Below are 21,005 nucleotides of genomic sequence, written 5' to 3'. Positions count from 1 at the left end.
TTAAACAAAGGCGTGGTTGAGCACCGCTTCGAGAAAGACCGCCCACCGCAATGGGCGGTCTTTGTTTTGGGCCGGACAGCGGGGTTTCACCGCCGACCCGCGGCTGATGTGCATCGGGCCAATCCTCCCTTGCCCCGCGTGGCAAAGACGCCTAGATACGCCCAAACTAAATCGAAAGCGGTCCCATGGAAAACGTCCTTCTGATCATCCACCTTCTGCTGGCCCTTGGCCTGATTGCGGTTGTCCTGCTGCAGCGGTCAGAGGGTGGCGGTCTTGGCATGGGCGGCGGCGGTGCCGTTTCGGGCCGCGCGGCGGCAACCGCATTGGGCAAGCTGACATGGCTGCTGGGCGCGGCGTTTCTGGTCACGTCGATTTCGCTGACCATCATCGTGGCGCAGAAATCTTCGGGGGCTTCCGTCATCGACCGTCTGGGCGCGGCACCGGCCACCCAGTCCGAAGATGGCGGCACAGCACCCGCAAGCGATAACCTGCTGCCGCCGACGGCGGATGACAATGCACCGCTGGTGCCCGCAGCCGATTAACCTGCAAACACAATACCTTGAGGATGGGATGATTTTCGCAACATGATGTTGCGGGCGACTCTTGCCTCGACCAACCGAATCCTGTTAGGCTTAAGTCCCGTGGTGTTGCGGTTTTCTGCAACGCATCTGGCTGGTTTTTGCCACAGAAATGCGAATACACGGGGGCTGTCCGAACATGGCGCGATATATATTCATCACCGGTGGTGTGGTCTCTTCACTGGGCAAGGGGCTGGCCTCCGCGGCGCTGGGGGCCTTGCTGCAGGCGCGGGGCTTTTCGGTGCGGCTGCGCAAACTGGACCCTTACCTGAACGTCGATCCCGGCACGATGTCGCCGTTTGAACATGGCGAAGTCTTCGTCACCGATGACGGGGCGGAAACCGATCTCGACCTGGGCCATTACGAACGCTTCACCGGGGTCCCCGCAAGGATGACCGATTCCGTCTCCTCCGGCCGCATCTATTCCAACGTGCTGGAGAAAGAGCGCCGCGGCGATTACCTGGGCAAGACCATCCAGGTGGTGCCGCATGTTACCAATGAAATCAAGGACTTCCTCAACATCGGTGACGATGAGGTCGATTTCATGCTCTGCGAGATCGGCGGCACCGTGGGCGACATCGAAGGCCTGCCCTTTTTCGAGGCGATCCGCCAGTTCAGCCACGACAGACCGCGCGGGCAATGCATCTTCATGCATCTGACCCTCCTGCCCTACCTTGCCGCCTCCGGCGAGTTGAAGACCAAGCCGACCCAGCACTCCGTCAAGGAATTGCAGAGCATCGGCATCGCTCCCGACATTCTCGTCTGCCGCTCGGAACAGCCGATCCCGGAAAAGGAACGCGAGAAAATCGCCCTGTTCTGCAACGTCCGCAAGGAATCCGTTGTTGCCGCCTATGACCTGAAGTCGATCTACGAAGCACCGCTGGCCTATCACGCGCAGGGGCTGGACCAGGCGGTGCTGGATGCCTTCGACATCTCTCCGGCGCCACGTCCGGACCTGGCCATGTGGCACGATGTCTATGACCGCATCCACAACCCCGAGGGCGAGGTGAAGATCGCCATCGTCGGCAAATACACCCAGCTTGAGGATGCCTATAAATCCATTGCAGAGGCGCTGACCCATGGCGGCATGGCCAACCGGGTCAAGGTGCGCGTCGAATGGGTGGATTCAGAGATTTTCGACAAGGCCCAGGATGTCGGCCCGCATCTGGAAGGGTTCCACGCCATCCTCGTGCCCGGCGGTTTCGGCGAGCGCGGCACCGAGGGCAAGATCAAGGCGGCGCAATATGCCCGCGAACACAAGGTGCCCTATCTGGGGATCTGCCTGGGCATGCAGATGGCGGTGATCGAGGCGGCGCGCAACCTGGCCGGCCTGAAGACCGCGGGCTCCGAGGAATTCGACCACGAAGCCGGGAAAAAGCGTTTCGAGCCGGTGGTTTACCACCTCAAGGAATGGGTGCAGGGCAACCACAAGGTCGAACGCAAGCTGGGCGACGACAAGGGCGGCACCATGCGTCTGGGCGCCTATGACGCGGTGCTCAAGGCCGGGTCCCGCGTGGCCGAAGCCTATGGCACCACCCAGATCGACGAACGCCACCGCCACCGCTACGAGGTGGACATCGCCTATCAGGAAACGCTTGAGAAAACCGGTCTGGTGTTTTCCGGCATGTCCCCGGACGGCCGCCTGCCCGAGATCGTGGAATGGCCCGATCACCCGTGGTTCATCGGTGTGCAATTCCATCCGGAGCTGAAATCCAAACCCTTCGCCCCGCACCCGCTGTTCAAGGATTTCGTCCGCGCGGCCAAGGAAAATTCGCGGCTGGTCTAGGGCGTTTCAGCGCCACAGGGACGACATTGAAAGAAAGCGGGCATGGCGGTTGAACCTGCCAGCCGGGCCTCGGGCAAGGACGGCCCACACCGGGCAGCGGGGCGGCAAACCCTCCCGTCTTGCGGGAATGACGCATTGGCAGTAGCCTTGGCGGCATTTCACCTCCGCCATTTCAGAAAGCCATACCCATGCAAGTCTTTCAGACCGGTGCCGACCGGTATCAAAATGCGTCAGAAGACCCCTATGCGAAGATCAACCAGCGCACCCTCGCCTTTTTCGTAGGCTTGGTTGCGCTTGGTCTGCCCACCATCATGCTGATCGGCGTGTTCAACCCGGTCTGGCCGACCTGCTACCGTGCCTCCATCAGCCATTATTATTACGCGCCCTTCCTGGGCGGCCCATTCATCGGGGCGCTGGTCTTTATCGGCACCTATCTGTGGGTCTATCAGGGCGAGGACAAGGACGGCGCGGAGGGGCGTCTGGCCACCTGGGCCGGCATATTTGCCATTGGCGTGGCCCTGTTCCCCACCTCCGGCTTTGGCTGCGATGCGGACAGCTTCACCGCCCGCGCCATGGTCAGCTTTGGCCCCGATCCCGACCATCTGGACCTGATCAAGGTGCCGCCCATCGACGGGCTGCCCGATCTTGCGCCCTACTTCCGGCTCACCTCCTTTTCGGCCAGCCTGCATTACGCCTCGGCGGCGCTGCTGTTTTCGTTCCTGGCCTGGTTCGCGCTGGTGGTCTTTACCGCCGTGGAGCCGCATCAGCGCAATCCCGACGGGTCGCTGAAACAGGCCAAGATCATCCGCAACAGCCTTTATATCGCCTGTGGCGGCATCATGATCTTCTGCATCCTGGCGATGGGGCTTTACGCGGCGCTGGGGGCCTGGACCAGCCTTGACCTGTCCTGGTGGCCCCGCGCGCGGCTGACCTTCTGGTTCGAGACGGTGGCGCTCTGGGCCTTCGGGCTGTCCTGGATGGTCAAGGGCCGGTTCTGGGGCCGCGCGCTGGAGGATGCCCGCTGTTGAATGCCATGCGAAAGTGACTCGAACCGAGGGATTTCCTGAATCTTGTCGGACGGCCGTGCCAGGCAATTCCGACTCAAATGCCAGTAATTGCCGACCCGAAGCGGACCTTCTGCGCGGCACAGCGGGTGTCTGCTCAGCGGGCATTGCTGCGAAACGTCAAGCCGCGCATCGACGGGCCGTGGTGCGGCGATCCGACCTCAGTGACTGGCACTTTATGGCAGCCAAGCACATCCTAACTAACGATGTGGCATTAGAGCAGCCAAATCGCCGCGCCGGGGGGAAGCGGAAAGGGCTCTTTCCCGTCCTGCGCCGCAAAGCGCGCGAACGGCAGCTTCTCCCTGGCAGAAGCAATCCGGGTCAACGACCTGACAGGAAAGCCGCTTTAGTCTGACACCTGACACCCGCGAAAGCTGAGCCCTTGCCACGCCGCTGCAATCCACTACACCCGTGCCATGCTGAGTTACCAACATATCTACCACGCGGGGAATCTCGCGGATGTTCACAAACACGGGCTGCTGGCCTGGATGCTGGCCTACCTTACCCGCAAGGACAAGCCGCTGACCTATCTGGAAACCCACGGCGGCCGCGCGCTTTACGATCTGGACGCTGAAGCCGCGCGCAAGACCGGCGAGGCGGCGCAGGGTATTGACCGTGCAGCGGGCTGGTTCGGCGCGGATCATCCCTATCTCCAGGTGCTGAACGAGGTGCGCGCCGACCACGGGCCGCGCGCCTATCCCGGCTCTCCGCTGATTGCGGCGCGGCTGCTGCGCCCCGATGACCGGATCCACCTGGCCGAGCTGCATCCCGCGGAACATGCCGCCCTCGACCTTGCCATGTCACCCTACCCCGCGACCTGCCATCTGCGTGACGGGGTGGAAATGGCCTTTGCCCTGACCCCGCCCACACCGCGCCGGGGGCTGATGCTGATCGACCCGAGCTATGAGATCAAGACCGACTACGAGAGCCTGCCGCGCAGCATCGCCAAGCTGGCGCGCGCCTGGAACGTCGGGATCATCGTGCTGTGGTATCCGATCCTGACCAGCAAGGCGCATCAGCCGATGCTGGCCGAGCTTGCCCGCAGCCACCCCGAGGCCCTGCGCCATGAGGTCCGCTTTCCCCCCGCGCGCCCCGGCCACGGGATGGTGGGATCGGGGCTTTTCGTCATCAACCCGCCCTACGGGCTGGGGGCCGAGGCCAAACGGCTGGCCACGCAATTTTCAAGATAGGAGCCACCGATGCCCAAGGGATACTGGATCGCCCGGATGGATGTGAAAGACGCGGAAACCTACGACAGCTACCGCGCGGCCAATGCGAAACCCTTTGCCGACTTCGGGGCAAGGTTCCTGGTGCGGGGCGGCACCCAGGACCTGCGCGAAGGCAGCTGGCGCAGCCGCACCGTGGTGCTGGAGTTTGACAGCCTTGCCGATGCGATTGCCTGTTACGAAAGTGATGCCTACCAGAAAGCGAAGGAGATCCGCCTGCCCGTCTCCGAAGGGGATATGATCATCGTCGAAGGGTACGACGGCTGAAATCTATGCTAGGCTGCGCCGATGATCCTCATGCGCGCGCTCTTTCTTTCCCTGCTCCCCACCGGCCTGCTTGCCTGTGGCGCGCCGGTCTGCCTGGTCAACCCCGACAGCCTGGCGCTGACCCGTGTCATCACCTTTGACGACATTCCATCCGGTGCCGGACCGGGCCTGCGGGTGGATGATGTCATGAACCTGAACGGTGCCCAGTTCGGTGAAATCTTCGCAGGCCAGGGGCTGGCGGCGGCGGGCGCCCATGATCAGGTCATCGGCGCGGCGCTGGGTCCGCTGATCCTGTTGCCGGGTGCCCCGGGGCAGAACCTGTCGGTGGTCAACTTCTACGGCAATACGGTGCTGAACGGCTATGGCCCCGCCGGGTTTCCGCGCCGCGAAGGCCAGGGAGAAGGCGCGATTGCCGTGCTCTTCGACAATGACCAGAACGCCCTGTCCTTTGCCCTGCGCGGCGGCGAATCCGGTGCCGCACTTGCCCAGTTCCTGCGCCGCGACGGCTCGGTCATCGGGGCGGTTCCGATAGAGCCCACGGGCGAATTCACCCTGGGTTTTGCCCGCGCCGATGACATCCGTGACATCGCGGGCATGGTTTTGACAAATACTGACCCCGAAGGCATCGCCATCGACACTTTACGCTTTGGAAATCCGCCGGACCTGAGCTAGACAGGCCGTCATGTTCGAACGCCTCTTTCCCCGCCGCAAACCCGCACCGAAACCCCTGCCGCAGCCGAATGCGCAGCTTGCCCTTGGGGCATTGCTGGTGCGCGTGGCGCTTGCCGACCGGAATTACAATGCAGCGGAGGTCGGCCAGATCGACCGCATCCTTGCCCGGACTTTCGGGCTGAAACCGCTGGAGGCCGCGAAACTGCGCGCCACCTGCGAGGCGCTGGAACGGGATGCGCCGGGCACGCCGGAATTCGTGGATATCCTGCGCGAGGAAGTCGATTATGCCCACCGCAGGGCTTTGGGCGAAGCCATGTGGTCCGTCGCGCTGGCCGATGGTGATCGTGACGAAAAGGAAGAAATCCAGCTGCTTGCCATCGAAACCGCGCTTGGGCTGACCGATGACGACATGCAGGCCGCGCGCGAGGATGCGCTGCGCAATCTCTGAGTTGGCAAGGCCCCTGCGCGGGTCTATATCCTGATCATGTTTGCTGATTTCATCAAACGGCTGACCCAGCCGGATCCCGCCCCGCTTGCCGATACCGATGCCCGCCTCGCGCTGACCGCGCTTCTGGTGCGTGTTGCCCGGTCGGACAATGACTATGACGCCGGTGAAATGCGGCGGATCGAGGAAATCGCCCGCGACCGCTATGGGCTGACCCCGGAACAGGCCGCCGCCCTGCGGGCCGAGGCCGAAGCGCTGGAGGCGCAGGCCCCCGATACCGTCCGCTTTACCCGCGCGATCAAGGAGGCGGTGCCCTATGAGAATCGCCTCGGGGTGATCGAGGCGCTGTGGAAGGTGGTTCTGGCCGACGGCACCCGCGCCGACGAGGAAGACGCGCTGCTGCGCCTTGTCGCCAGCCTGCTGGGTGTCGAGGACAAGGACAGCGCCATGGCCCGCCAGCGGGTCGCGGCGCGGTAAAGCGTTTCCAGTTTTCGTTGAAACGAAGCATCGCCAATGTCCCGGGAGCGCCAAAGGCGCGGCAGGGTATTGGCGATACAGCATAAACTGGAAACGCTCCAGGCAAGGCTCAGCGCCGGGTCATGATCCGGCGCCCAGCGCCCTGCCCCGCAAGCGGCCGGTCCTGCGCGCAAATGTCACGATGATCAGGGTCGCCGCGATCTGCACCGCTGCAAAGACGATCATCGCGGGCAGCAGCCCCAGCAGATCCGCCAGCGCGCCGCTGGCGATGACGGGCAGCGAGAACCCCGCATAGGCATAGACGAACAGCCCCGCAGCGGCGCGCGCACGGTCCTGCGGCGCCCGCAGCGACACCTCTGCCAGCGCGGCCAGATAGGTGAACCCATAGCTCGCCGCACTGGTGATGCAGGTGCCGAGCAACACAAGGGCCAGCACCTTGAGCCAGACACCGGCCAGCAGCACCAGAAACCCCAGCGGGATCAGCACAAACCCCAGGTTCAGCGCGCCCTGGTTTGTCATGCGCCGGGCCAGGGGCTGGCACAGGAAGCCCGCAAAAATCGCCAGAAAGATCACCAGACCGGTCCATCCGCCCAGGTCGTTCGCCGCCAGTTCCAGCGGCACGATGGCAATGGTCATGCCGGTCGTGGACCATGCCAGCGCCATCGCCGCCCCGAAGCGCCAGCTGCCTGCCGGAAACAGCGGCAGCCGCAGCAATGACACCGGTCGCAGGCTGTCGTTCCGGGGCAGCATCAAGGCCGTCACCGCAAGCAGGGGTGCCGCGATGAACAGGGCGATATAGCTGACCGGCAGCAGCGTCGGCCCCTGCAGCCCAAGGCTGATCCCCGTTGCCAGCGCCCCGCCACCGAACCCCAGCGAGGTCGCCGAGGTGACAGCCAGCGCCGCGTTCCGCGCCTGTGCCGTTCCCATGATCTCGGCCATATAGGCGGTGCCCGCCGTGGTGGCGAGGCCGGTGCCGACCCCCAGCAGACAGCGGGCAACGACAAGCGTGGTCCAGCCCGGCAGCAGGACCAGAAGCCCCGTCGCCACCGCTCCCAGGATCAGCGCCAGCGCCAGCGGAATGCGCCGCCCGATCCGGTCAGACAGACCGCCCAGCAGCAGGAGCGTCGGCATCAGCCCCCCGACATAGGCGGCAAAGGCCAGGGTGACCGCCGTCGCGCCCACCCCGCTTTGCGCCGCATAGATGTCATAGAGCGGGGCCTGAAGGTTCACCGCAAAGGTGACAGTGAACAGCGCCAGCCCAAGCAGCGCGGCGGCAAGAATTCCCGACATGGCAAGACCCTCAAAGATTGACTTGCACGGGGCATGCCATGCGCCATAATGCATGACAATTTTTAGATTGTACCAGGTACAGAGGGTGTCATGGGCAAAGCCAAATATCTGCGCCTCGCCGACGCGCTCACCGGCGCCATCGAGAACGGCAAACTTGCGCCGGGCACCAGATTGCCCACGCACCGCGCCTTTGCCGAACAATTCGGCGTCGCCCTAGCCACGGCCACGCGCACCTATGGCGAACTTGAACGCCGGGGCATGGTCCTGGGCGAGGCGGGGCGCGGCACCTTCGTGCGCGATCCGGGCCTGCCGCTTACCCTGGGGGTGCGGCAGACCGACAGCGAAGGGCTGGTCGATCTTGTCTTCAACATGCCCGGCGGTGCCGGGGATGCGGATATGCTGCGCTCCGGGCTGCGGCGGCTCGCGGCCTCGGGCGATCTTGAGGCGATGCTGCGCTATCAGCCCCACGGCGGCCGCCCCCACGAACGCCGGATCATCGCGGAACATCTCTCGACCAGCCTCGGCCCGGTCGATCCGGAGGCGCTGCTGGTCACATCGGGCGCGCAGCACGGGCTGGCGATCACCGCACTTGGGGTGCTGCGGCGCGGGGATGCGGTGGCCACCGACATGCTGACCTATCCCGGCTTCAAATCCGTCGCCGCCCTGCAGGGGCTCGACCTGGTGGGCATCGAGGGGGTGGATGGCGTGATGAACCCCGATGCGCTGGACCGGCAATGCCGCATCCGCAAGCTGCGCGCGCTCTATCTGATCCCGACCGTACAGAACCCGCTGGGCGCGGTCATGGACCTGGCCACCCGGCAACGCCTGATCGAGGTGGCGCGAAAGCATGACCTGTTGATCCTGGAGGACGCGGCATATGCCTTTCTCGAACCGGATCCGCCGCCGGGCTTCCTTGCCCTTGCCCCCGATCTTACGATCCATCTTGGCGGTTTCTCCAAAAGCCTCGCGACGGGGCTGCGGCTTGGCTATGTGATTGCCCCGGCGCGGTATCTCGACGGGCTGCTTGATGCGATCCGGGCAACCACATGGAACGCGCCCGCGCTGATTTCCGGCCTGGTCACCGGCTGGATCACGGATGGCACGCTTGCAGCCTCCGAGCAGACCCGCCGCGCGGACGGTGCCGAACGTCAGCGCATCTGCCGCGCCGTGTTTGGCGCGCGGCCGGTGCTGGCGCACCGCAATGCGGGGTTCGCCTGGCTGCCCCTGGACAGGGGGCTGCGCGCCGGCCCCATCGTCACCCATCTGAAACAAAAGGGGCTTTCCGTCTCCGGTGCGGAGCCTTTTGCCACCACCGCCGCGATTCCCCAGGCGCTGAGGCTGGCCTTTGGCGGCATGAGGACAGAGGAGCTGACCGCCGCCCTGCAAACGGTACTGGAGGCCATCGAGCGCCACACGCCCGTGAAACCCACCCCGCGGCCGGGCCCGTGACGCAGCTTTGCCACCGCCCGCGCCGGGTGCCTGCCCTGTCCTTCAGCGATTGACCCTAGGTCAGCCCGCAAATTATGCGGCCCTGCCAAACACGGCGTTGCAATCTGAGGGAAATTATTCCCTTATGTCACATCGAAACGGTAAGAAGTGACACTCGTGGACCCTGAGACCCCCGTCATCCAGATCAACGACCTGCACAAGGCCTATGGCGCGCTCGAAGTGCTCAAAGGCGTCAGCCTGAGCGCCCCCAAGGGCAATGTGATTTCGCTGATCGGATCATCCGGGTCGGGCAAATCCACGCTGCTGCGGTGCTGCAACCTGCTGGAAGACAGCCAGCAGGGCGACATCCTGTTCAAGGGCGAACCCGTCACCTGGAAGGGCAGCCACCATGGCCGCAGGCCCAGCGACCCCAAACAGGTGCTGCGCATCCGCACCAATCTCAGCATGGTGTTCCAGCAATTCAACCTGTGGTCCCATATGACCATCCTGCAAAACGTGATGGAGGCGCCGCTGACCGTGCTGGGGCGCGACCGGGCAGAGGTCGAACAGGCCGCGCGCGGCTATCTCGACAAGGTCGGCATCGGCGACAAATGCGATGTCTACCCGGCCCAGCTTTCCGGCGGCCAGCAGCAGCGCGCCGCAATTGCACGGGGGCTCTGCATGGAGCCCGAGGCGCTGCTCTTTGACGAGCCGACCAGCGCGCTTGACCCCGAGCTGGAGCAGGAGGTGGTCAGGGTCATCAAGGATCTGGCCACCGAGGGGCGCACGATGCTGATCGTCACCCATGACATGAAACTGGCCGCTGATGTGTCCGACCACGTCATTTTCCTGCATCAGGGCCTGATCGAGGAACAGGGGCCGCCCGACCGGCTGTTCGGCGCGCCCACATCAGAACGCCTGCGCGGGTTCCTTTCGGCGACCCACGCAACGTAGACCAGAACGAAAACCAGAACGGGAGTAACACGTTATGAAAAAGATTATCCTTTCCGCCACGGCGCTGGCGATGATCGCCGGAGCGGCCTTTGCCGATTCGCATTCCAGCACCGTCCGCATGGGGACCGAGGGCGCCTACCCTCCCTACAACTTCCTCAACGATGCGGGTGAAGTCGACGGCTTCGAGCGCGAAGTGGGCGACGAGCTTTGCGCGCGGGCCGAGCTGACCTGCGAATGGGTCACCAATGAATGGGACAGCATCATCCCCAACCTGACCTCCGGCAACTACGACACCATCATCGCCGGCATGTCGATCACCGACGAGCGTGATGAAGTCATCGACTTCACGCAGAACTACTTCCCGCCCGCCGCCTCCGCCTATGTGGCGAAATCGGCTGATGCGGATCTGACCGGCGGTGTCATCGCGGCGCAGACCAGCACCATCCAGGCCGGCTATGTTGCTGAATCCGGTGCCACCCTGCTGGAATTCGCCACCTATGACGAAACCGTCGCCGCCGTGATGTCGGGCGAAGCCGATGCGGTTTTCGCCGACAAGGACGCGCTGGCCCCCACGGTCGAGGAATCGGGCGGTGAGCTGAGCTTTGTTGGCGATGACGTGCCGCTGGGCGGCGGTATCGGCGTCGGCGTCCGCGAAAGCGACACCGAGCTGAAAGGAAAGCTCGACGCGGCGATCCAGTCCATGAAGGACGACGGCAGCCTGAACGAGCTGATCATCAAATGGTTCGGCGCAGACGCCAAAACCTTCTGATGCAACAAAGGCCGGCCCGATGCGGCCGGCCTTTCCGCCCCGAAGCCCTAGCCCAGCAGCGGGTCTTCAAATGCCACAGGAACGAGGAAATCAGTGCCCGCGTCATCCAGACTGAAAGACTGCGGACCGGTCGCGCCAAGCAATGGGTCTTCGAAGCCGTTTTCGACCACCAGACCCAGCACGCGGGGCATCGTCAGCCCCAGCAGCGGATCCTCGAACATGCCTGATCCGTTGTCGATCACGGTGGCGGCGGAGCTTTTGAAAATGAATTGGTCTGACATGTGTTTTCCTTTGGCTGAATGCGGATCTCTGAATGGTCCGAGCATTCCAGACCTGTCTCTTGCTGAACAGTCGGGTATTCCTGACCCCGTCGGAGGGCCCTGCTGATCCTTCCCGATTGTACAGATCCCGGAACGCTGGACGGCCTGATCTGGCTGACCTGCTACCTGACCACGGGCAAGCATGTGGCCTTTTACGGCGCCTTCGGCACCGTGCTGCTGCTGCTGGCGATCACGGCCCCTACGGCGCTGGCCTTCGGCTTTGGCGGGGCGATGGCGGCGCGGGCACAGTTTGCGCCGCTGCGCTGGTTCGGCAAGGGCTATATCGCCATCGTGCGCGGTGTGCCGGACATCGCCTTTTTCCTGTTCTTCGTCATCGCGCTGGACCAGGCCGTGGAATACATGCGCCACCTGTGGAAATGCCCCGACTGGGATCAGCCGATCCGCCAGGGCAGCGATTTCCTGGTCTGCCAGGCGGCCAAAATGCCGCTGGGCAACTCCCCCCAATGGGTGCATGAAACCTATGGTTTCGCCCTTGCGGTGCTGACCTTTGCCATCGTCTTTGGCGCCTTCGCGGCCAATGTGCTGTTCGGTGCCATGCGCGCCGTGCCCCATGCGCAGCTGGAGACCGCCGAAAGCTATGGCATGTCCCCGCGCCAGACCTTCTGGCGCATCCTGGTGCCGCAGATGTGGGTCTATGCCCTGCCCGGCCTGTCGAACCTCTGGATGGTATTGATCAAATCCACCCCCCTGCTGTTCCTGCTGGGGGTCGAGGATATCGTCTATTGGGCGCGGGAACTGGGCGCGGCCAAGACCCCGCGCTTTACCGATTTCCCGCATGGCGACTGGCGCGTGTGGTACTTCCTCGCCCTGCTGGTCTTCTACCTCGCCTTCACGCGGGTCTCCGAAATCGTGCTGGGCCGGCTGATGACCCGGCTGACACGCGGGCAGGCCACCATGGGCGGCGAAGCGCAGAGGAAGAACGCATGACCTGCCTTCAGACCATCCAGGATTACGGCCTGCGGTCGCTGGGCATCGGCGAACGCCTGCTGCCGCGTGACAATTTCACGCTCTGCGACCAGTTCACCCTGATCGGCTCCGGCATGCTGTGGAACATCTATTTCGGCACCCTGGCGCTGATCACCGGCTTTTTCCTGGCCACCGCCCTTGGCCTGGGCAAGGCCAGCCCCAACCCGCTGCTGCGCAAGCCGTCGGAATGGTTCATCTTCATCTTCCGGGGCTCACCGCTCTTTATCCAGTTCTTCTTTGGCTACTTCCTGTTCCTGACCCTGAAACAGCAGGCCGCCTTCTTTGATCCCTTCTCTGCCGCCTGGCTGGGGGCGCTGGTTGTGCTTTTCTGCAACACCGCCGCCTATACCGGTGAAATCTTTTACGGCGCGCTGCTGTCGGTGCCCAAGGGCGACATCGAGGCGGCGGATGCCTATGGCCTCTCGGGCTGGAAACGCTTTCGCCGGGTGATCTGGCCCACCATGCTGCGGCTGGCCTGGCCCGCCTATACGAATGAGGCGATTTTCCTGTTTCACGCCACAACACTGGTATTTTTCAGTGGGTTCCCGGCAGTTCAGCAAAAAGGCGACGCGCTTTATTACGCCAGCTATTTCGCGGACAAGACCTTCAACCCCTTTGTCCCCTATCCGATCCTGGCGGGGTATTTCATCCTGCTGACTTTGGTCGTGATCACGCTTTTCGGGCTGATCAACAAACGGCTGAACCGGCACCTGCCGCAGGAACGCCGCCAAAAATTACGCTTGCGCCCTAATCTGATCCGGTAGTATCAAACTTTTGATCAAATTATCCGGCGGTGGTTGACGGCTGACAGGCTGAAGCCTGAACGCTTGTCCCACAGCCTATCAGGTGTGCAATGAAAAACTGGCTCCGCAAGAACCCTCATGTCCGCACGATCCGTGTGGCCGCCGCTGACCTTAACGGCCAGCCGCGTGGCAAACGTGTCCCGACCCGTTTCGCGGACAAGGTGACAACCGAAGGCACGCGCTTTCCCTTCTCCGTGCTGAATCTCGACATCTGGGGCGAGGACATCGACGACAGCCCGCTGGTCTTTGACAGCGGCGACCGTGACGGCGTGCTGAAACCGACCGAGCGCGGCTTCCTGCCGATGCCCTGGCTTGAGACCCCCTCTGCCCTGCTGCCGATCTGGATGTTCCACGAAGACGGCCGCCCCTACGAGGGCGATCCGCGCCATGCGCTGCGCGCGGTACTCGACCGGTTCAAGGCCCGTGGCCTGACGCCGGTCTGCGCGGTGGAGCTGGAATTCTTCCTGATCGACGATTCAGGCCGCAATCTGCAGGTCCCGATCTCGCCCCGCTCCGGCAAGCGGCGCAAGGCGGCTGAAACCCTGTCGATCCGCGCCCTGGACCAGTTCGACAGTTTCTTCACCGATCTCTACGACGCCTGCGAGGAAATGGACATTCCCGCCGATACCGCGATTTCAGAGGCCGGGCTGGGCCAGTTCGAGATCAACATGATGCATTGCGACGACGCCCTGCGCGCCGCCGACGATGCCTGGCTGTTCAAGATGCTGGTGAAAGGGCTGGCGCGGCGGCACGGCTTTGCCGCCTCTTTCATGGCCAAACCCTATGAGGATTATCCCGGCTCCGGCCTGCACACGCATTTCTCGGTCCTGGACCAATCCGGCAAGAACGTCTTTGACAATGGCGGGCCCGAAGGCACCGACCTGATGAAGAACGCGGTTGCGGGCTGCATTTCCGCCATGCCCGGTTCCGCGCTGGTCTTTGCCCCGCATCTGAACAGCTTTGACCGGCTGGTGCCGGGCAACCATGCGCCCACCGGGGTCAGCTGGGCCTATGAGAACCGCACCTCCTCCATCCGCATCCCCTCGGGCAGCAGCTCGGCGCGGCGGATCGAGCACCGCGTCTCGGGCGGCGACGTGAACCCCTATCTGATGCTGGCCGCCGTTCTGGGCGCCGCCATCACCGGCATCGAGGATGGTGCCACGCCGCCGCCCCCGGTCACCGGCAACGCCTATGACGCCGATCTGCCGCAGATCCCCGACAACTGGCAGGCGGCCATCGACGCCTTCGAGAGCGACCCCTATGTCGCGCGCATCTTCGCGCCCGAAATGATAAGAAATCTTGTCCTGACAAAGCGGCAGGAACTGCATTACATGCAGGAACTTACCCCTGAAGAACGGGTCATCATCTATCTCGACACCGTATAGGAGAGGCTATGAAAATCGGCATCCTCATCACCGGCCATCCGCCCGAGGAAATGTCTGACGGCGGGCGTTACGACGCCTATTTTGCGCGGCTCCTGGGCGACCGCGATTTCACCTATCAGGCCTGGTCCGTCGTAGACGGCGAGATGCCGCAGGGCGTGCATGACGCCGAAGGCTGGCTGATCACCGGGTCGCGCCATGGCGCCTATGAACCCCACCCCTGGATTCCGCCGCTGGAGCAGTTCATCCGCGACTGCTACGCCGCGCATGTGCCGATGATCGGCGTCTGTTTCGGCCATCAGGTCATCGCCCAGGCGATGGGTGGCAAGGTCGAGAAATTCGCAGGCGGCTGGTCCGTGGGCCGCGTGGTCTATCCGATCGAGGGGCAGGAGTATGCCATCAACGCCTGGCATCAGGATCAGGTGGTGGAAAAACCCGCGATGGCGCAAGTGATCGGCGCGACGGATTTCTGCGCCAATGCGGCCCTGCTCTATGATGACCGCATCTGGACCATTCAGCCCCATCCCGAATACGAATCCGATTTCATCGGCGGGCTGATCCGCCATCGCGGCAAGGGCGTGATCCCCGATGCGCAGCTCGACAGTGCAACCGCCGCTCTGACGCAACCGCTCGACAATCATGCGATAGCTGCCAAGATGGCTGCATTCTTCAAGAAAGAGAGGGCCTGATGGCCGACAGGATGACAGATCTGCCCGAAGCGGCACAACTTTATCTCGAAGGCAGGCGGCTGGACGAGGTCGAGTGCATCATCTCCGACCTGCCCGGCATCGCGCGCGGCAAGGCCGTGCCCGCGTCCAAATTCGCGCGCCAGGAATATTTCCACCTGCCCGACAGCATCTTTTTCCAGACCATCACCGGCGATTGGGGCGAAGCGGCGGGGGATGACGGGTTCATCGAAAAGGACATGATCCTGCGCCCCGACATGAGCACCGCAACCGCTGCCCCCTGGACCGCCGACTGGACGCTGCAGGTGATCCATGACGCCTATGACCGCAACAACAAGCCGGTCCCCTATTCGCCGCGCAACGTGCTGAAACGGGTGGTGGGCCTTTACCGCGCGCAGGGCTGGGAACCGGTGGTGGCCCCCGAGATGGAATTCTTCCTGGTCGCGCGCAACCTCGACCCCGCGCATGAGATCCAGCCGATGATGGGCCGCTCCGGCCGCCCCGCCGCCGCGCGGCAGGCCTATTCGATGACCGCCGTCGACGAATTCGGCCCGGTGATCGACGACATCTACGATTTCGCGGAAGCCCAGGGTTTCGAGATCGACGGCATCACCCAGGAGGGCGGCGCGGGCCAGCTGGAGATCAACCTGATCCACGGCGACCCGGTCAAGCTGGCCGACGAGGTGTTCTACTTCAAGCGCCTGATCCGCGAGGCGGCGCTGCGCCACGACTGCTATGCCACCTTCATGGCCAAGCCGATCGCGAATGAACCCGGCAGCGCCATGCACATCCATCATTCCGTGCTCGACAGCAGCACCGGCAAGAACATCTTTTCCGACGCGCAGGAGGGCGAGACGGACGCCTTCATGTATTTCATCGCCGGGCTGCAGAACCACATGCCCGACGCGCTGGCGGTGATTGCGCCCTACGTCAACAGCTACCGGCGCTACGTCAAGGATCACGCCGCCCCGATCAATCTCGAATGGGGCCGCGACAACCGCACAACCGGCATCCGGGTCCCGCTGTCGAAACCGAACTCGCGCCGGGTCGAAAACCGGATTCCGGGCATGGATTGCAACCCCTACCTCGGCATCGCCGCCAGCCTCGCCTGCGGCTATCTGGGGCTGATGGAACAGAAGAAACCGAAAGCCGAATTCATGGGTGACGCCTATGACGGTGACGGCGACATCCCGCAGGTGCTGGGCAATGCGCTGGACCTGTTCGAAGAGGCCACCAAGCTGCACGAGGTTCTCGGCCCCGATTTCGCGCGGGTCTATGCCATCGTGAAACGCGCGGAATACGACGAATTCCTGCAGGTCATCTCGCCATGGGAGCGCGAGCACCTTCTGATGAACGTGTAATGCGGCGCGCCGTGCAAAAGCCTGCATAGGAACCTGACGTGAACCTGCTCTATGCCAATGACCGGCGCGGCCAGTATCCCCAAAGCTGGTATGCGGCCACCGCGACCCCGCTGGAACGATTCGGGGTGCTCAAGGGGCATCACAAGGCCGATGTCTGCGTGGTCGGCGGCGGCTATACCGGCCTGTCGGCGGCGCTGCATCTGGCCAAGGCCGGGCGCGACGTCATCCTGATCGACGCGCAGCGCGTGGGCTTTGGCGCCTCGGGCCGAAACGGGGGGCAATTGGGCAGCGGTCAGCGCGTGGAACAGGATGCGCTGGAAAAGATGCTGGGCCAGGACCATGCCACCCGCCTGTGGCAGATGGGCGAAGAGGCCAAGGCGCTGGTCAAATCGCTGATCGCCGAACACGGAATCGACTGCCACCTGAAACCCGGTGTGGCCTGGACCGCCTCTGACAAGGGCGACCTGGCGCATCTGCACGCCTACGCCGCACATCTGGAAAACCGCTATGGCTATGACCAGATCGAGGTGCTGGACCATGCCGCCCTGCAGGGCGTCTGCCCCTCCCCCGATTACGTCGGCGGCATCCTCGACATGGGCGCGGCCCATCTGCACCCGCTGAACTTTGCCCTGGGTCTGGCCCGCGCCGCGAAAGAGGCCGGGGTGCGGATATTCGAGACCTCCCCCGCCCATCACATCGACGAAGCCTCTCCCTGCACCGTGCAGACCGATGCCGGGCGGATCGAGGCGGATCACGTCATCCTCGCCTGCAACGGCTATCTCGGCGGGCTGAACCGCAAGGTCGCGGCACGGGTCATGCCGATCAACAATTTCATTGCCGCCACCGAACCGCTGGGCGACCGGATCAGCGCGGTGCTGCCGCGTGATGTGGCCGTGGCCGACAGCCGCTTTGTCGTGAACTACTTCCGCCTGTCCCATGACGGGCGGCTGCTGTTCGGCGGCGGTGAAAGCTATGGCTACCGCTTCCCCCAGGACATTGCCGCCAAGGTGCGCAAACCGATGTCGGTGATCTTTCCGCAGCTCAGCGATGTGCGCATCGACTACGCCTGGGGCGGCACATTGGGCATCACCATGAAACGCCTGCCCTATGTGGCGCGTGTCGGGCGCAACATCCTGTCCGCCTCGGGCTATTCCGGGCATGGGCTGGGCACCGCGACCCATGCAGGTGCCCTAATGGCACAGGCGGTGACGGGCGACAGCGACGGGTTCGACACCATGGCAGCCATCCCCAACACGCCCTTCCCCGGCGGCCCCGCCATGCGGTCTCCGCTGCTGGTGCTGGCCATGAGCTGGTACAGCCTGCGCGACCGCCTGGGCGTCTGATCCAGGGCCTGTGGACGAAGATGAATGTCCATTGGCCCTGCAGCGGGTCACAAAAACTTAACGCGATGACGCCGCGAAAACACTTTCTGCGTGCAGCTTTTTGTTTTACAAAAACGAAAATGACTATTTGGGAAAGATGAAATGACCCTTCCTGACCTGCACCGCGCCGAACCCATCCCGCCAGCGGCGATGGCCGAGATCACCCGGTTGATGGAGGATGCCGACCTGTTCCGCTATACCGCCGCATCCGACGCGCCGGTGACACTGCTGGAACAGGAATTCGCGCAGATGATGGGCAGCAGCTATGCGCTGGCGGTCTCTTCCTGCTCTGCCGCGCTGTTCCTCTCGCTCAAGGCGCTGGACCTGCCGGAAAAGGCGCCGGTGCTGATCCCCGGCTTTACCTTTGCCGCCGTGCCTTCCGCCGTCCTGCACGCCGATTGCCTGCCGGTGCTTTGTGAAGTGGGCGAGAATTACCGCATCGACATGGATGATTTCGCGGCAAAACTGCCCGGCGTGAAAGCGGTGATCGTCAGCCACATGCGCGGCCATACCTCCGACATGGATGCGATCATGGCGCTCTGCGATGCCGCCGGGATTCCCGTGGTCGAGGATGCAGCACATTCGCTTGGCACGCTGTGGAAGGGCCGCAGGATCGGCACCATCGGCCGGATCGGCTGTTTCTCCTTCCAGTCCTACAAGATGATCAACGCGGGCGAAGGCGGGATCATGATCACCGATGACCCGGACCTGGCGGCGCGCGCCGTCATCATGTCCGGCGCCTATGAGCACAACTGGAGCAAGCACGCGGTGCTCAAAGATGCCTTTGCCCCGCTTCAGAACACCCTGCCCCTGTACAACATGCGCATGTCGAACCTTGCCGCCGCGGTGATCCGGCCACAGCTGCCGGAACTGCCGCGCCGGGTGCGCGACGGGCTGCGCAACCACGATCATGTGGCGGCGCGCCTCTCCGCCGCGCCCCATATCCATGTGCCCGCCCCGCTGGAGGGTGAACAGCGCGCTCCGGATTCGATCCAGTTCAACCTGGTGGACATGGATGATGCCGCGATCCGCAGCTTTGCCGCAGCCGCCGATGCGCAGGGCGTCAAGGTGCAGGTCTTTGGCCAGAGCACGGACAACGCGCGGGCCTTCTGGAACTGGAAATTCATCCCTGACCTGCCGGAACTGCCCCGGACCCGCGCCATGCTGATGCAGGCCTGCGACGTGCGCCTGCCCGTTCAGCTGACCATGGAACAACTTGATGCGGTCTGCGACGTGATCCTGCACGCGCTGGCGCAGACCACAAAGGCCGCAGCGGCCTGACCGCAGGGCAGCGCCGACAGCAGAGCTGTAGAATGCCGCACAACTCCGACTCTTGGCGGCGGGTTTTCTGAATCAAGTCAGTGGGCCGCGCCAAGCAATTCCGACTTAAACCAGACTTTGGGCGTGGTATGGGGCAAGGTCAGGTGAGCGGTCTTTCTTGCCATCAAACATGAGCACCCAGGCCCGGAACAAGCCGAAGGCGCCGGGCCATCGCCTGCCCGCCCCTCGGGTAGGCGATTTGGTGAGGCTGTCTGTGTCCCCGATGGGATTCATCAAAGCTGAGAAATAAAGTGGCATGAACATAGGTCGGCATCGCCCACCCCGGGCAGGCGCTGGCCCGGCTTGCTTTTAGCGTCACTCTGGCCTCCCTCCCGCCGTTCGCTGCTATTTTCACCAATAACCGCATGGCCCCTGCCCCGCCCTGCGGACGTCGCGCCGCGATCCGGGGCAGCGATGTGACCAGAAGCCGGTTTTGCATGGCAATTGACAAGAGCCAAGGGCTCAAGCCCGCCACATGGCGCCGATGATCGCGCCGCGTGCCCCGTCAGGGGCGCGCGTCCGCAGGATCACTTCATCTTTGACAGCTTGTCCTGCAACTCGGCGAGTTGCTTCTTGATCGCGTCCAGATCCTCGGACTTTTCCGGCTCCGGTTCGTCTTCTTCCGACATGGTCGGCATGGTGGTGCCCATCGCACCCTTCTTGCCGCCCCAGCCGCCGGTCATCGCCTTCATGAAGGCTTCCTGCTGGGCCTTCACCGCTTCCATGCCGGGCATCGTCGCGATCGGATTGATCGTCGACATGTTTTCCATCATCTTGGCCTGCCCGTCGCGCAGCATGTCGAATGACGCCTGCAGGAATTGCGGCACCACCGAAACATTGCCGGACATGTAGCTGCGCACCAGGTCGTTCAGCACCTCGACCGGCAAGACGCTTTCGCCCCGGCTCTCGTGTTCGGCAATGATCTGCAACAGATACTGACGGGTCAGGTCATCGCCCGACTTCAGATCCACAATCTGCACCTCGCGGCCATCACGGATGAAACCGGCAATATCCTCCAGCGTCACATAGTCGCTGGTTTCGGTATTATATAGCCGCCGAGACGCGTAGCGCTTGATCAGCAAAGGCTTGGGTTGGTCCGCCACAATCATCCTCCCGATTACGTGCTGCAATGCAGCTTAGGCGCATGTTTCACAAAAAGAAAGGGCGGGTGCATCAGCACCCGCCCCACGGCATCTTCTTTCAGGGAGGAGGAGATACCGGTAATCGGTCTTACTTCGCTGTCGCCTTCTTGGTGGCGGCCTGCACGTCGCTCGAAGCTTTCTTCATCGCGGCGGTTGCGTCTTCCTGGATGTCCTTGCCGGCAGCCATCATCAGCTCAACGGTGTCCATCTGAACCTTCTTGGCGATTTCCGCGAAAGCAGCCATGTGCTCGGCTGCGGATTCAGCGGAAGCAGAAGCGAAGTCGGACATCGCTTTTGCGTAATCGGCGGGCTCGGACTTCGCCTTGGCCATCTCGGTCATCTTTGCGACGGTGTCTTTTGTCCACTTGGAGGAAACCTCGGTGGATTTCTCAACCGCTGCCAGGGCAACGCCGGACAGTTTTTCGTTCAGGGTCGCGCTTGTTTTGAACGCGCCTTCCATTGCGGCTGTGTCAACCGGGAAAGAGCCCATTACGTCTTTGAAGATCGCGGTCATATCAGGTGTCTTTGTCATGTCTGTATATCCTTAGGTTACGCTGTTTAGTTCGACGGGTCTGTCCCGCCTTTCGCGTCCAGTGGTGAATCCAGCCTTCCGCGTCTGCCTAAATTATATACATGCTGCACCGCAGCATTTCAAGTCTTTTTCTG

22 protein-coding genes are annotated in these 21,005 nt (G+C 63.3%); 18 read left to right on the top strand and 4 right to left on the bottom strand.

Going from position 1 to position 21,005, the window contains the following annotated elements; all coding sequences use genetic code 11:
* Positions 1–185: 185 nt before the first annotated feature.
* The 8 genes from secG to O4H53_RS14865 all read left to right on the top strand — a co-directional run bounded on the left by secG (position 186) and on the right by O4H53_RS14865 (position 6,515).
* Positions 186–542: a preprotein translocase subunit SecG gene (gene secG, locus O4H53_RS14900; protein WP_269364930.1), complete on the top strand. Its 357-nt coding sequence runs from the start codon at positions 186–188 to the stop codon at positions 540–542.
* Positions 543–717: 175 nt separating this feature from the next.
* Positions 718–2,364 (top strand): CTP synthase, encoded by a 1,647-nt coding sequence (locus O4H53_RS14895; RefSeq protein WP_269364928.1) that lies wholly within the window; start codon positions 718–720, stop codon positions 2,362–2,364.
* Between the two features lie 188 nt (positions 2,365–2,552).
* Positions 2,553–3,392, top strand: a complete 840-nt coding sequence (locus O4H53_RS14890) for a hypothetical protein (RefSeq protein WP_269364926.1) — start codon at positions 2,553–2,555, stop codon at positions 3,390–3,392.
* 452 nt (positions 3,393–3,844) lie between these two features.
* Positions 3,845–4,618 carry a 23S rRNA (adenine(2030)-N(6))-methyltransferase RlmJ gene (locus O4H53_RS14885; protein ID WP_269364924.1) on the top strand — a complete coding sequence of 258 codons (774 nt, stop codon included), beginning with the start codon at positions 3,845–3,847 and terminating at the stop codon, positions 4,616–4,618.
* A 9-nt stretch (positions 4,619–4,627) separates the two neighbouring features.
* Positions 4,628–4,921: a DUF1330 domain-containing protein gene (locus O4H53_RS14880; RefSeq protein ID WP_269364922.1), complete on the top strand. Its 294-nt coding sequence runs from the start codon at positions 4,628–4,630 to the stop codon at positions 4,919–4,921.
* Positions 4,922–4,942: 21 nt separating this feature from the next.
* Entirely contained in the window at positions 4,943–5,593 is a 651-nt protein-coding gene (locus O4H53_RS14875; RefSeq protein WP_269364920.1) for a hypothetical protein, read from the top strand.
* A gap of 10 nt (positions 5,594–5,603) precedes the next feature.
* Positions 5,604–6,041, top strand: coding sequence for a tellurite resistance TerB family protein (locus O4H53_RS14870; protein WP_269364918.1), 438 nt, complete (start codon positions 5,604–5,606; stop codon positions 6,039–6,041).
* A gap of 36 nt (positions 6,042–6,077) precedes the next feature.
* A complete protein-coding gene (locus tag O4H53_RS14865) occupies positions 6,078–6,515 on the top strand; it encodes a tellurite resistance TerB family protein (RefSeq protein ID WP_269364916.1) in 438 nt (145 codons plus the stop codon).
* Positions 6,516–6,635: 120 nt separating this feature from the next.
* On the opposite strand, the gene O4H53_RS14860 is transcribed toward O4H53_RS14865, so the two are convergent.
* Positions 6,636–7,805 carry an MFS transporter gene (locus O4H53_RS14860; RefSeq protein ID WP_269364914.1) on the bottom strand — a complete coding sequence of 390 codons (1,170 nt, stop codon included), beginning with the start codon at positions 7,803–7,805 and terminating at the stop codon, positions 6,636–6,638.
* 90 nt (positions 7,806–7,895) lie between these two features.
* Between O4H53_RS14860 and O4H53_RS14855 the strand changes: the two genes are divergently transcribed.
* From O4H53_RS14855 to O4H53_RS14845, 3 genes are all read left to right on the top strand, one after another.
* On the top strand, positions 7,896–9,254 hold the full coding sequence (locus tag O4H53_RS14855; RefSeq protein ID WP_269364912.1) for an aminotransferase-like domain-containing protein: 1,359 nt from the start codon (positions 7,896–7,898) through the stop codon (positions 9,252–9,254).
* Between the two features lie 156 nt (positions 9,255–9,410).
* Positions 9,411–10,187, top strand: coding sequence for an ABC transporter ATP-binding protein (locus O4H53_RS14850; protein ID WP_269364910.1), 777 nt, complete (start codon positions 9,411–9,413; stop codon positions 10,185–10,187).
* Between the two features lie 34 nt (positions 10,188–10,221).
* Positions 10,222–10,956 carry a transporter substrate-binding domain-containing protein gene (locus tag O4H53_RS14845; protein ID WP_269364908.1) on the top strand — a complete coding sequence of 245 codons (735 nt, stop codon included), beginning with the start codon at positions 10,222–10,224 and terminating at the stop codon, positions 10,954–10,956.
* A 47-nt stretch (positions 10,957–11,003) separates the two neighbouring features.
* Here O4H53_RS14845 and O4H53_RS14840 read toward each other — a convergent pair whose 3' ends face one another.
* Positions 11,004–11,237: a hypothetical protein gene (locus O4H53_RS14840; RefSeq protein WP_114275775.1), complete on the bottom strand. Its 234-nt coding sequence runs from the start codon at positions 11,235–11,237 to the stop codon at positions 11,004–11,006.
* Positions 11,238–11,342: 105 nt separating this feature from the next.
* Here O4H53_RS14840 and O4H53_RS14835 point away from each other — a divergent pair, with 105 nt between their 5' ends.
* The 7 genes from O4H53_RS14835 to O4H53_RS14805 all read left to right on the top strand — a co-directional run bounded on the left by O4H53_RS14835 (position 11,343) and on the right by O4H53_RS14805 (position 19,158).
* Positions 11,343–12,224 (top strand): ABC transporter permease, encoded by an 882-nt coding sequence (locus O4H53_RS14835; protein ID WP_269364962.1) that lies wholly within the window; start codon positions 11,343–11,345, stop codon positions 12,222–12,224.
* Positions 12,221–13,027, top strand: coding sequence for an ABC transporter permease (locus tag O4H53_RS14830; RefSeq protein ID WP_269364905.1), 807 nt, complete (start codon positions 12,221–12,223; stop codon positions 13,025–13,027). Before O4H53_RS14835 ends, O4H53_RS14830 begins: the two co-directional genes overlap by 4 nt.
* Positions 13,028–13,116: 89 nt before the next feature.
* Positions 13,117–14,451 carry a glutamine synthetase family protein gene (locus tag O4H53_RS14825; RefSeq protein ID WP_269364903.1) on the top strand — a complete coding sequence of 445 codons (1,335 nt, stop codon included), beginning with the start codon at positions 13,117–13,119 and terminating at the stop codon, positions 14,449–14,451.
* Between the two features lie 8 nt (positions 14,452–14,459).
* Positions 14,460–15,137, top strand: a complete 678-nt coding sequence (locus O4H53_RS14820; protein ID WP_269364901.1) for a type 1 glutamine amidotransferase — start codon at positions 14,460–14,462, stop codon at positions 15,135–15,137.
* The gene (locus O4H53_RS14815) at positions 15,137–16,495 is read left to right on the top strand and encodes a glutamine synthetase family protein (protein WP_269364899.1); all 1,359 of its coding nucleotides are present in this window, start codon (positions 15,137–15,139) and stop codon (positions 16,493–16,495) included. The genes O4H53_RS14820 and O4H53_RS14815 overlap by 1 nt, the downstream gene beginning before the upstream one ends.
* Positions 16,496–16,533: 38 nt before the next feature.
* On the top strand, positions 16,534–17,838 hold the full coding sequence (locus O4H53_RS14810) for an NAD(P)/FAD-dependent oxidoreductase (protein ID WP_269364897.1): 1,305 nt from the start codon (positions 16,534–16,536) through the stop codon (positions 17,836–17,838).
* Positions 17,839–17,979: 141 nt separating this feature from the next.
* Positions 17,980–19,158, top strand: a complete 1,179-nt coding sequence (locus tag O4H53_RS14805) for a DegT/DnrJ/EryC1/StrS family aminotransferase (protein ID WP_269364895.1) — start codon at positions 17,980–17,982, stop codon at positions 19,156–19,158.
* A 566-nt stretch (positions 19,159–19,724) separates the two neighbouring features.
* Here O4H53_RS14805 and phaR read toward each other — a convergent pair.
* Positions 19,725–20,300, bottom strand: a complete 576-nt coding sequence (phaR, locus tag O4H53_RS14800; RefSeq protein ID WP_114275949.1) for a polyhydroxyalkanoate synthesis repressor PhaR — start codon at positions 20,298–20,300, stop codon at positions 19,725–19,727.
* 127 nt (positions 20,301–20,427) lie between these two features.
* Positions 20,428–20,871, bottom strand: a complete 444-nt coding sequence (locus O4H53_RS14795; protein WP_269364892.1) for a phasin family protein — start codon at positions 20,869–20,871, stop codon at positions 20,428–20,430.
* Between the last annotated feature and the right edge of the window lie 134 nt (positions 20,872–21,005).

This window comes from Sulfitobacter sp. G21635-S1 (assembly GCF_027213915.1).
Lineage (GTDB): Bacteria > Pseudomonadota > Alphaproteobacteria > Rhodobacterales > Rhodobacteraceae > Sulfitobacter.
Note: the sequence above shows the minus strand (reverse complement) of the source record. Positions and strands in the feature narration are given on the sequence as shown.

Coding starts and splice junctions, on each gene's coding strand:
- secG (WP_269364930.1), top strand. CDS start 186: ATGGAAAACGTCCTTCTGATCATCCACCTTCTGCTGGCCCTTGGCCTG.
- O4H53_RS14895 (WP_269364928.1), top strand. CDS start 718: ATGGCGCGATATATATTCATCACCGGTGGTGTGGTCTCTTCACTGGGC.
- O4H53_RS14890 (WP_269364926.1), top strand. CDS start 2,553: ATGCAAGTCTTTCAGACCGGTGCCGACCGGTATCAAAATGCGTCAGAA.
- O4H53_RS14885 (WP_269364924.1), top strand. CDS start 3,845: ATGCTGAGTTACCAACATATCTACCACGCGGGGAATCTCGCGGATGTT.
- O4H53_RS14880 (WP_269364922.1), top strand. CDS start 4,628: ATGCCCAAGGGATACTGGATCGCCCGGATGGATGTGAAAGACGCGGAA.
- O4H53_RS14875 (WP_269364920.1), top strand. CDS start 4,943: ATGATCCTCATGCGCGCGCTCTTTCTTTCCCTGCTCCCCACCGGCCTG.
- O4H53_RS14870 (WP_269364918.1), top strand. CDS start 5,604: ATGTTCGAACGCCTCTTTCCCCGCCGCAAACCCGCACCGAAACCCCTG.
- O4H53_RS14865 (WP_269364916.1), top strand. CDS start 6,078: ATGTTTGCTGATTTCATCAAACGGCTGACCCAGCCGGATCCCGCCCCG.
- O4H53_RS14860 (WP_269364914.1), bottom strand. CDS start 7,805: ATGTCGGGAATTCTTGCCGCCGCGCTGCTTGGGCTGGCGCTGTTCACT.
- O4H53_RS14855 (WP_269364912.1), top strand. CDS start 7,896: ATGGGCAAAGCCAAATATCTGCGCCTCGCCGACGCGCTCACCGGCGCC.
- O4H53_RS14845 (WP_269364908.1), top strand. CDS start 10,222: ATGAAAAAGATTATCCTTTCCGCCACGGCGCTGGCGATGATCGCCGGA.
- O4H53_RS14840 (WP_114275775.1), bottom strand. CDS start 11,237: ATGTCAGACCAATTCATTTTCAAAAGCTCCGCCGCCACCGTGATCGAC.
- O4H53_RS14830 (WP_269364905.1), top strand. CDS start 12,221: ATGACCTGCCTTCAGACCATCCAGGATTACGGCCTGCGGTCGCTGGGC.
- O4H53_RS14825 (WP_269364903.1), top strand. CDS start 13,117: ATGAAAAACTGGCTCCGCAAGAACCCTCATGTCCGCACGATCCGTGTG.
- O4H53_RS14820 (WP_269364901.1), top strand. CDS start 14,460: ATGAAAATCGGCATCCTCATCACCGGCCATCCGCCCGAGGAAATGTCT.
- O4H53_RS14815 (WP_269364899.1), top strand. CDS start 15,137: ATGGCCGACAGGATGACAGATCTGCCCGAAGCGGCACAACTTTATCTC.
- O4H53_RS14805 (WP_269364895.1), top strand. CDS start 17,980: ATGACCCTTCCTGACCTGCACCGCGCCGAACCCATCCCGCCAGCGGCG.
- O4H53_RS14795 (WP_269364892.1), bottom strand. CDS start 20,871: ATGACAAAGACACCTGATATGACCGCGATCTTCAAAGACGTAATGGGC.